This window comes from Mangrovibacterium sp., from assembly GCF_059905295.1.
Genome location: NZ_JBZQJF010000267.1, coordinates 1 through 2,856, shown reverse-complemented (window position 1 = coordinate 2,856; position 2,856 = coordinate 1). Strand labels below are relative to the sequence as shown.

The window sequence follows — 2,856 nt, the reverse complement described above, 5'->3', positions numbered from 1 at the left end:
CCCTGGATTTTCAACGAGATTAAGCACTACCTGAAAACCGGTGAACTACTTCCTCCGCCAACTGTGGCCGAAGTGATTGATCAACTCAAAAACCAACTGGCCATTACAGCCGACTGGAAGGGCAACGAGAAAAGTGCCATTCTGATGATGCGACGTCACTTTGCTCGCTCATTCCCAGGTGTACCTAACTTCCGAAATCACCGTATAAAATTGCTGCAGGCCAACCTGATGGATGAGGTTTATCTGATTATGCAGGAAATTGTTGAACACTGTGGCGATTTGCGGGTTGATTATACAAATATGAGCTTAAAATGACCGACTTAGGGTACAAGAAATATTATTCGGAAACTTCCTTTAAAGAAAAATTGCAGAACCGGGCGCAGCAGGCAGGTGCCAAAGTGGTTTACGCTGCCCTGTTGCTCTATTGCCTGATGAAAGACCCGCTAGTACCCCTAAAAGCCAAAGTGACCATTGCCGCGGCCCTGGGCTATTTTATCCTGCCAACCGATGCTATTCCGGATTTGGCACCGCTGGTAGGTTTTAGCGACGATTTAGGCGTACTCATTTTTGCACTCAACCAAATTGCCGAATACATTACCCCCGAGATTAAAGTCCAGGCCACCCAGCAACTGCAACGTATTTTCAAAAACCTCAAGAAGCAAGATATTCACGATCTGGAACAAAAAGTGATTTAATCCCACTTGCTTCATTCCCGTATTCTTCCGGTATACCAAACAGCTGGTGTTAGTAATTCATTCACACTTGTTAAACTTAACTAACACATAGTAATTGACTTATGGCACTGTTTTTGACTATCTTTAAATAGATCAAAAAAACAGTCCCCATGAAAAAGTTAGTCTTGATCGCACTTTTAGCAACTGCCGGCTGGTTCACAAACAGTGAGAGTGCTACAGCGCAGGTACTTGTTGAAAAGAAGCCAAACCCACCGGAGCAGTACCTGGTACCACCACCAAAACCAAGTGGCGATTATGTATTGATACCGGGACATTGGATCTGGTCGCGCGAACACAAGATGTATGTGTGGGTAATTCCGGCCTGGGTACCCGAAAAAGAGGGCTACATCTGGCAACCGGGTTATTGGAAACAATTGGGGCGCGGATGGAAATGGATGCCGGGACACTGGCAACGAAATGATCGAAAACGTTGGTTCTCGAGATAACTCAAGGGAACCACTTTAAATATAGTTGGCGATGTAAATGAAGGGGGAAACAGAGTTTACATGACAAAGTCAATGCTTGTTTGTTTTAAATGTTTAATTGATGATGAAGGTCGGCAATCGCCGGCCTTCATTTTTGACAGGCCGCTTGTAAAACCAACTAGAAATTGCCTCTTTTAGACTATGGCCTTCGTAAGGTTGACTATCCGCAGGATCGAATCACACCTGATCATCTTTCGTATTCTTATTTTTCTTTTTCGACTCCCTTATCCGTGCACCGGCATTAACATCGTTCATCACTGTCACAATCTTTTCATAAGCTTCTTCGTAAGCCGAAGCTTTCAGGGAACTAAACAACTGCATGTAGGAAACAAGTCGCTGGATCACCGGATCCATTTCACCGACCAGCTTGCCGGCCGGAAGGGAATTCTGACTGTCGACTTCTTCGTTATAACGGTCACTCTGTATGATTAAAAAGGAGGCTTGAGCCTCTTTCAGAGCCAGGTAGTCGGCAGTGAATCCAAGAGCTTCCAGTTTTTCACGAGCTTCATCTTTATCAAATGCCTGAAACAGGGCTTCCAAATGCGTCGTTTCAGCCGTGTACCCCAAATGGTAAAGTCGCGTCCCCAATCGGGAGACCACAGCATACAATTCCCGGGCCACCGCAGCTCGTTCCGGAACCAGGGAGCGAGTGGCGCCCAACAACTGGTCGCGCAAACAAAGAAAGCCCTGGTCGCGTGCCTGGTCTCTCGATTTCAGCACCTTGGTTAAGGCACTTTTACCCGAATGTTCCAGCTCAACAAGCAGTTTTTCGTAGACTTCAGCAAGTTCGTCACACAGCGATTTTAGATTGGGATCGTCGACTGCCGGAGGTTGACAATACTGCAGTAAATAATTGGCAACATATAATTTTTCGTTTACCGACAGTAAGCTAGGGAAGAATAATTTATCCATGATGCTTTATTGGGTTAGTTCGTCCTGTTTTTGATCTATACAAGTTATAACGAATGATAACTAAAGTCAATAGAAGCCGGAAGGAAAGCTGATTTTTAGCACCCATCTATTTCGATTTACACCTAAAACCAGTAATAACAACCATTGGAAAGTCCCATCCCTTTGAGCGGCGAACCGGACAGCCGCTGTCTTTGATCTCCACAACGGGCGTGGCTCCAAACTGCGACGGGTTTAGTCCTTCCACATCGAGCGCAGCTGTTTTCAGTCACTCAAAATTATCTCCACAATGGGCGCGGGGGTTTTCGGCCACTCAAAAAAAAGTTCCACAACCAGCGCGTGGCTTTTCAGTCGCCGGAAAAGACTTCCACAACGCGCGCGGCTCCAAACTGCGACGGGTTTAGTCCTTCCACATCGAGCGCAGCTGTTTTCAGTCACCCAAAATTATCTCCACAATGGGCGCGGGGGTTTTCGGCCACTCGAAATAAAGCGCCACAACCAGCACGTGGCTTTTCAGTCGCCGGAAAAGACTTCCACAACGGGCGGGCAACATTTCAGTCGCGGATCTTAAACTCCATATTGCACATGAGGGCTGTGAGGCTTAAGAAAAGAACAAAAACAAACAGAATTGGCTATAAATCCCGTTTCAAATCTCGTTCTATTTAGAGGGAGAATAAATTGAACTGATCGATGAATTTATTTTGATTAGTTTGTGTAAATTGAAGACT

General features: G+C 45.8%; 3 protein-coding genes and 1 pseudogene. 3 read left to right on the top strand and 1 reads right to left on the bottom strand.

Features of this window, described 5'->3' with window-relative positions; all coding sequences use genetic code 11:
- The 3 genes and pseudogenes from AC37HE_RS13810 to AC37HE_RS13800 all read left to right on the top strand — a co-directional run.
- A pseudogene (locus AC37HE_RS13810) lies at positions 1-315 on the top strand (hypothetical protein); the annotation flags it as partial.
- Positions 312-695 (top strand): YkvA family protein, encoded by a 384-nt coding sequence (locus tag AC37HE_RS13805; protein WP_500783435.1) that lies wholly within the window; start codon positions 312-314, stop codon positions 693-695. The pseudogene AC37HE_RS13810 and the gene AC37HE_RS13805, both read left to right, overlap by 4 nt.
- 149 nt (positions 696-844) lie before the next feature.
- Complete coding sequence (locus tag AC37HE_RS13800; RefSeq protein WP_500783434.1) at positions 845-1,180, top strand: YXWGXW repeat-containing protein; 336 nt, start codon at positions 845-847, stop codon at positions 1,178-1,180.
- Positions 1,181-1,396: 216 nt separating this feature from the next.
- Here AC37HE_RS13800 and AC37HE_RS13795 read toward each other — a convergent pair whose 3' ends face one another.
- The gene (locus AC37HE_RS13795) at positions 1,397-2,131 is read right to left on the bottom strand and encodes a DUF6261 family protein (RefSeq protein WP_500783433.1); all 735 of its coding nucleotides are present in this window, start codon (positions 2,129-2,131) and stop codon (positions 1,397-1,399) included.
- Between the last annotated feature and the right edge of the window lie 725 nt (positions 2,132-2,856).

Coding starts and splice junctions, on each gene's coding strand:
- AC37HE_RS13805 (WP_500783435.1), top strand. CDS start 312: ATGACCGACTTAGGGTACAAGAAATATTATTCGGAAACTTCCTTTAAA.
- AC37HE_RS13800 (WP_500783434.1), top strand. CDS start 845: ATGAAAAAGTTAGTCTTGATCGCACTTTTAGCAACTGCCGGCTGGTTC.
- AC37HE_RS13795 (WP_500783433.1), bottom strand. CDS start 2,131: ATGGATAAATTATTCTTCCCTAGCTTACTGTCGGTAAACGAAAAATTA.